Genomic DNA, 6592 nt, shown 5'->3' on the forward strand with positions numbered 1-6592 from the left:
AATGATCCAATCAGATAAAAATATTTGAGTAAAAGCTCTATTTTTTTCTAAAAAACATGATTAATATCTGTGTTTGAAAGGAAACTTCAAACAAAAAATCTATTCCGTGGAAGGATGAAGAAAATGAAAAAAATCGTACTTGCGATGGCTGCCGCTTCTGTTGTTGGTTTTTCTGCTTCAGCACAAGCAGCGAGTACCGTGTGTGTATTCGACCTCTTAGGAAAAGCAGGCGACTCATATAAAATGATGGAAGAATGGGCTCTAGCTGCAAAAGGCTGGGGTACTGAAATTAACTTAGTTCCTCGTCAGGACGAGGCTGTTGCAGATAATGATTTTAAAGCTGGTAAATGTGATGCTGTAGCAATGACTGCTATGCGTGCACGCCAATATAACAAATTCGCAGGATCAATCGACTCGCTTGGTGGTGTTCCTAACAACCAAATCGCACAGCGTGCTATTACCTATGTATTAGATGCACGTAATGCTGCAAAAATGACAACTAACCTTGGTGGTAAAAAATACGAAGTTGCTGGTATCTCTCCACTAGGTTCAGCATTTATTTTCGTACGTGACAAAAACATCAACTCTGTTGAAAAAGCTGCGGGTAAAAAATTCGCCGTATTAGGATATGACGATGCACAAAAAATTATGGTGCAGCGTGTAGGTGCTCAGGCAGTTCTTTCTGATATTTCAAACTTTGCTGCTAAATTTAATAATGGTCAGGTAGATATGGTAGGTGCGCCTGCTTATGCATACAAACCATTAGAACTAAACAAAGGTTTAGGTGCAAACGGTGTAATGTGGAACTTCCCAGTTTTACACGTAACTGCTGACCTTGTATTACGTGCAGATAAATTCCCAGCGGGCTTTGGTCAAAAATCTCGTGATTGGTTTGTAAAACAATTGCCTAAAAACTTTGCAATGATTAACCGCCTAGAAGCACAGATTCCGGGTAAATACAAAATGAACCTAAGTGCTGAAGACAAACTTAAATACCAAAAAATGTTACGTGATGGTCGTATGGACTTAACGAAACGTGGTATTTACGATGCGGGTATGATGTCTGTATTGAAAAAAGCACGTTGTTCTGTAGACAAAGCTAACTTTGAATGTTCAATGGCTGGTGAATAATTCATATTGATCTTAAAAGCCTAGACTTAGTTCTAGGCTTTTTTGCTTTATATAGGCTGTCAATTCAGCCATTGTGGATAGTTAGAAAGACGTTAAGCTAAATTTAGATAAAAACTTCATAAGGAAACATGAAGGTATAAAAATGGATCAAGGACTTGAGTGATTAAAAATAATTGCTAATAGGTAGGTCAGTCACTATCTATTTTTCATGGAAGTAAAATCATAAAAGCAAATTCGGTCTATAAAAATATTCCAACATGATTTTTATATGAAGCCTATCCGACTCATACCTGATCGGTATGAAATTTCTTGGTATCGAAAAACAAAAACTCCACAAGGAAAGGAACAAAGAATATGCAATTTTCCAAAACGCTATTACTTGCTATGGGACTTACCATGGTTTCTTTTGCAGTTCAGGCTAAACAAACGGTATGTGTTTTTGACTTCGTTGGAAAAAATGGCGACGTTTATGCACTCATGAAAGATTATCAACTTGCCGCTAAAAACTGGGGAGCTGATATCGAACTAAAAGTAAACCAGAATGAAGCAGTAATTGCTGAAGATTTTAAAGCGGGTAAATGTGACGGCATTAGCGTATCGGGTATGCGTGGTCGCCAATTTAACTCATTTACTGGTTCATTAGATGCTATTGGTGCAATTCCTGACCTCAAGCTTGCTGTTAAAGTCATGCAAGGTTTAGCGAGTCCTACTTTTAGTAAATATATGGTTAATGGCCGCTACGAGGTTGTTGGTGTTATTCCCGTAGGAGATGCTTACCTTTTAGTAAACGACCGCAGCATTAATACGGTAGCCAAAGCTGCAGGTAAAAAAATTGCTGTACTAGATTACGATGAAGCGCAAAAGATTATGGTTCAGCAGGTAGGAGCACAGGCTGTAAGTGCTGATGTGACTAACTTTGGCGCTAAATTTAATAACCATCAGGTCGATATTATTGGTGCACCAGCAGCAGCGTTTAAACCTTTAGAGCTACAAAAAGGCTTAGGTACGAAAGGAGCAATCGTTAACTATCCAATCTTACAGGTAACTGGAAATATTATTATCCGTCCAGATAAATTCCCAGCTGGATTTGGTCAGAAATCTAGAGAATGGGTGGCAGGTCAGCTGCCTCGTGCCTTTACCATCTTAGGAAAAATGAAAGCGGATATTCCACAAAAATACTGGATGGATGTTCCTGCTGCAGATAAACCGGGCTATCAAAAGCTTATGCGTGAATCACGAATTAATCTTACAAAGCGCGGCGTTTATGATAAACGGATGATGAAACTATTATGGCAATTCCGTTGTAAACAAGATGCGAAAAACTTCGAATGCGGCTTACAAGATGAGAATTACAAATAATCTTGATAAAAATACTCAAGATTCGCTTTAAACTTCGAAGACAGACCCTATATTGATTATGCTATACTCAATATAGGGTCTTTTTTATTTTGAAAGGCACAGCAAAATCCGAGGAACCATCATCATGAATGCCCAAGCTCTAGTTTTGACAGATAATGCTGCCAATAAGGTACGCCAACTCCGTGATAGTGAAGGGAATGACGATCTCATGTTACGTGTATATGTAACAGGTGGTGGATGTTCAGGGTTCTCGTATGGCTTCAATTTTGCTGAAAGCGTAAATGAAGATGACGCAGAATTCGTAAATGGCGATGTAAAAATGCTGGTTGACTCACTTAGCTACCAATACCTTATTGGTTCAGTAGTTGACTATGTAGAAGGTCTTGAAGGTTCGCGTTTTATCGTACAAAACCCGAATGCAACAACAACATGTGGTTGTGGTTCTTCATTCTCGATTTAAAAAAATTTTAAAATTTAAAAAACCTCTCTATTTTGAGAGGTTTTTTTATTGCTTATATCTTTACTCTTCACGGACAGATTCTAAAAAATATTGCACGAGTTCTGGTGCATTTTGATATGGAATCCAATGCGATGCATCCATAAAAACTGCTTCATAACTATTTTTAAAATAATTTGAGTTTAGCTCCGCACTTTTTTCTGTAACGGCAATATCATGCTTACCCCAAATAAACAACGTTGGAACATCTATGGCTTTAAGTGGGTTCCGAGTTTTATCCCAGAAAAATCCTCGATACCAATTCAACGCCGTTGTTAATCTATTTTCTTTTATAAATTCAGTCTCGAATATTTCAATTTGCTGTTCAGTCATGCCTGATGACTTTAGAAACTTACGGCCTAATTTCGGTATCTTTTTAAATAAAAGTTCAGGCACAATCGGTAGCTGAAAAATTGCAAAATAATAAGATTTAAAAAGTTGTCTACTGCTTAAACAAGCTTTTAAAAATGCGGCTTGATGAGGTACAGAAACTAAAGTGAGATGATGAATATATTGTGGATACTTCATGGCTACACTAGACGCAATTACAGAACCCCAGTCGTGCCCAATTAAATAAACTGGTTGACCAATCTGCTTAATAAAGCTTGCCACATCTTCTACAAGTTCACTCAGAGAATACTGAAATCGGCTTTGAGGCCTAGCATTTAAACTATAACCACGTTGATGAATCGCAAGCGTTCTAAATCCATGCTGATGCAATAGTTCAGAAGTTTGCTCCCAACTATGAGCCGTTTCTGGAAAACCATGTAGTAAAACAACGAGCGGACCATCTAGAGGGCCTGAATCAATCACATCGAATGTCCAAGCCCCACGAGTGTATTGATGAATACGGTTGGTCAAATCCATAACAACATGCCTTAAATTATTTTTGTCGGCATTTATCATGAGTTTTTATGTCTATTTACATAACAGCATTTCGGGTCAGTAAATGTGGTATGAGGTCGAATCTAGGTAAAAGAACTTATAAAAAATCTTATACCGCTGTGATTGTTCCTAAAATTCTAAAATCAGATGCACCTGTTACCGCTGGCAAATTACCACTTAAACCATTTACAAAACGCATAGCTAACCATGCAAATGCGGTAGCCTCCACCCAAGTAGGGGAGAGCCCTAAAACATCTGTAGGTTGAACAGACCAATTATGTTTACGTAAACGCCAACGTAATTGCTCTAACAAATAAGAGTTATAAGCACCACCACCACATACATATACTTCACCTGTTTCCATCTCAGAGCGATAAATCGCTTTTTGAATGGCACGCACAGTAAGCTTTAATAAAGTTGCTTGGATATTTTCAGGTGTATCTTCTAACTCATCGTAAGTTAAATCATTACGCCAATCAATTAACTGATCATCTAGCCAGTCAATATTGAAGTCTTCACGTCCTGTGCTCTTAGGTGGTTCTTTAGAAAAATATTCATGCGCATGAAGACGGTCGAGTAAAGAACGAATAGGATGACCATAAGCGGCCCAATCACCATTTTCATCATATGGATGACCTGTATGACGATGACACCATGCATCCATCAAAATATTCGCAGGCCCCGTATCAAAACCAAATACGCCGTCAGGATTATTGGCAGGCAACATACTTACATTGGCAATGCCACCTAAATTCAAAATCACACGATGAATGCTTGGATGTTGAAATAATGCCTGATGAAAAGCTGGAACTAATGGCGCACCTTGTCCGCCAGCAGCCATATCTCTACGACGGAAATCAGAAACAACCGGAATCTGAGTAATTTCAGTAATGATGTTTGGATCGCCAATTTGTAACGTAAAGCCATGCTCTGGACGATGACGAATAGTTTGCCCATGCGAACCAATCGCTTTAATCTGACTACGGTCTAATTGGTGCTTTTCAATTAAGCTATTAATCCCGTGACCAATCATTTTGGCTAGGGCAACATCGGCTTTACCCATACGGTCAATTTCATTGTCATCGGGTAAAGTTAATGCCATAAGCTCATCACGTAACTCGGGTTCGAATGGAACTGTAAGAGTGGCATGAAGCTGTAGTGGCTCAAATGAAGCCGCAACAATATCTACACCATCCATACTAGTGCCAGTCATTACGCCGATATAGATTGCGCTCATATGCAACTTCCCCTGCAAAACGCTGAAAAAATGTTAGTATATCGCACAAATTGAATAACTGATGTGTTTAGGTTTTGTGATGTCAAATTTCTTGCCCGCCGAAGAACAGCTTGCCCTCATCCAACGAGGCACGCACGAAATTATTTCAGAAGAAGATTTACTGAAAAAGCTTAAAGAGAATCGTCCTCTCAAAATTAAAGCTGGTTTTGACCCTACAGCACCAGATTTACATTTAGGACATACGGTTCTTATTAACAAACTAAAAACGTTCCAAGACTTGGGCCATGAAGTTACCTTCTTAATTGGTGACTATACAGCAATGATCGGTGACCCAACTGGTAAAAGCGCGACTCGTCCGCCGTTGTCACGTGAACAAGTAGAAGCTAACGCTAAAACTTATCAAGAACAAGTATTCAAGATATTAGACCCAAATAAAACAAAGGTACGTTTTAACTCAGAATGGTTTAATCAAAAGTCTGCTGCTGACCTTATTCAATTAGCAAGCCAGCAAACTGTATCTCGTATGTTAGAACGTGATGACTTTACTAAGCGTTATAGCAACCATCAGCCGATTGCAATTCATGAGTTTTTATATCCTCTAGTTCAGGGTTATGACTCAATTGCACTTGAAGCTGACGTTGAGTTAGGCGGAACAGACCAGACCTTTAACTTACTTATGGGTCGTACCTTACAAAGCCGTTATGGCCAAGAATCACAAGTATGTATCACTGTGCCGATTCTAGAAGGTCTAGATGGCGTAAATAAAATGTCTAAATCTTTAGGTAACTATATTGGTGTATTTGATACACCAGGGGCAATGTACCAAAAAGTATTATCAATGCCTGACTCTTTAATCGAACGCTATTTCGATTTATTAAGTTTTAAATCTCTCGATGAGATCAAAGCTTTATTAGATGAAATTGCTGCTGGTCGTAACCCACAAGAAGTAAAACGTATTCTCGCGCTTGAGCTAGTTGAACGCTTCCATGATGCAGAAGCTGCTGCTAATGCTCATAAAAGTGCTGGTAACCGTATTACAGAAGGTGAAGTACCTGAAGATACACCTGAAGTGACTATTTCGCGTGGTGAGTTTGGTGGAGAAATCTTTATTGCCACGATTTTACGTGTAGCAGGCCTAAATCCGAATGCTGCAGCTGCAAAAGATGCTGTAGCTCGTGGTGCAGTAAAAGTTGACTGGAATGCTGTTGATGCTGGTTTCTCTGTAAAAGAAAACGGTACTTTCATTATTCAGTCAGGTAAAAAAGCAATTGCACGTGTAACGTTCACTGACTAAGAATGTTCTGTAGTCATAAAAAGCAGGAGTAATCCTGCTTTTTTTATTTCTGAATCATAAAATCAATTAAACGTTCCACGTGGAACCCACTAAACATAATTAATGATAAAAGAAGTAATTTAAAAATAAGAAGAAATATAGGTTAAAATAGAGTATTTACTCTATTGTTTCTTTGGAATCTTTGGAATCT

Annotated in this window: 6 protein-coding genes; 4 read left to right on the forward strand and 2 right to left on the reverse strand. The window is 38.5% G+C overall.

All coding sequences use genetic code 11. The features are described from left to right. The first annotated feature begins 123 nt into the window (after positions 1–123). From AC056_RS18645 to erpA, 3 genes are all read left to right on the forward strand, one after another. Positions 124–1131 (forward strand): putative solute-binding protein, encoded by a 1008-nt coding sequence (locus AC056_RS18645; protein ID WP_004698179.1) that lies wholly within the window; start codon positions 124–126, stop codon positions 1129–1131. Between the two features lie 354 nt (positions 1132–1485). Continuing rightward, positions 1486–2490 carry a putative solute-binding protein gene (locus AC056_RS18655; protein WP_077164440.1) on the forward strand — a complete coding sequence of 335 codons (1005 nt, stop codon included), beginning with the start codon at positions 1486–1488 and terminating at the stop codon, positions 2488–2490. Between the two features lie 124 nt (positions 2491–2614). Then, positions 2615–2950 carry an iron-sulfur cluster insertion protein ErpA gene (gene erpA / locus AC056_RS18660; RefSeq protein WP_002115421.1) on the forward strand — a complete coding sequence of 112 codons (336 nt, stop codon included), beginning with the start codon at positions 2615–2617 and terminating at the stop codon, positions 2948–2950. Positions 2951–3010: 60 nt separating this feature from the next. Here the strand turns inward: erpA and AC056_RS18665 are convergent, their stop codons facing one another. Further along, on the reverse strand, positions 3011–3853 hold the full coding sequence (locus tag AC056_RS18665; RefSeq protein ID WP_077164441.1) for an alpha/beta fold hydrolase: 843 nt from the start codon (positions 3851–3853) through the stop codon (positions 3011–3013). 127 nt (positions 3854–3980) lie between these two features. Then, positions 3981–5108 carry an anhydro-N-acetylmuramic acid kinase gene (locus AC056_RS18670; protein WP_077164442.1) on the reverse strand — a complete coding sequence of 376 codons (1128 nt, stop codon included), beginning with the start codon at positions 5106–5108 and terminating at the stop codon, positions 3981–3983. A gap of 61 nt (positions 5109–5169) precedes the next feature. On the opposite strand from AC056_RS18670, the gene tyrS reads away from it, so the two are divergent. After that, complete coding sequence (gene tyrS / locus AC056_RS18675; protein ID WP_019456688.1) at positions 5170–6402, forward strand: tyrosine--tRNA ligase; 1233 nt, start codon at positions 5170–5172, stop codon at positions 6400–6402. The last annotated feature ends 190 nt before the right edge of the window (positions 6403–6592 follow it).

It is taken from the genome of Acinetobacter genomosp. 33YU, from assembly GCF_001990725.1.
GTDB lineage: Bacteria > Pseudomonadota > Gammaproteobacteria > Pseudomonadales > Moraxellaceae > Acinetobacter > Acinetobacter seifertii.

Coding starts and splice junctions, on each gene's coding strand:
- AC056_RS18645 (WP_004698179.1), top strand. CDS start 124: ATGAAAAAAATCGTACTTGCGATGGCTGCCGCTTCTGTTGTTGGTTTT.
- AC056_RS18655 (WP_077164440.1), top strand. CDS start 1,486: ATGCAATTTTCCAAAACGCTATTACTTGCTATGGGACTTACCATGGTT.
- erpA (WP_002115421.1), top strand. CDS start 2,615: ATGAATGCCCAAGCTCTAGTTTTGACAGATAATGCTGCCAATAAGGTA.
- AC056_RS18665 (WP_077164441.1), bottom strand. CDS start 3,853: ATGGATTTGACCAACCGTATTCATCAATACACTCGTGGGGCTTGGACA.
- AC056_RS18670 (WP_077164442.1), bottom strand. CDS start 5,108: ATGAGCGCAATCTATATCGGCGTAATGACTGGCACTAGTATGGATGGT.
- tyrS (WP_019456688.1), top strand. CDS start 5,170: ATGTGTTTAGGTTTTGTGATGTCAAATTTCTTGCCCGCCGAAGAACAG.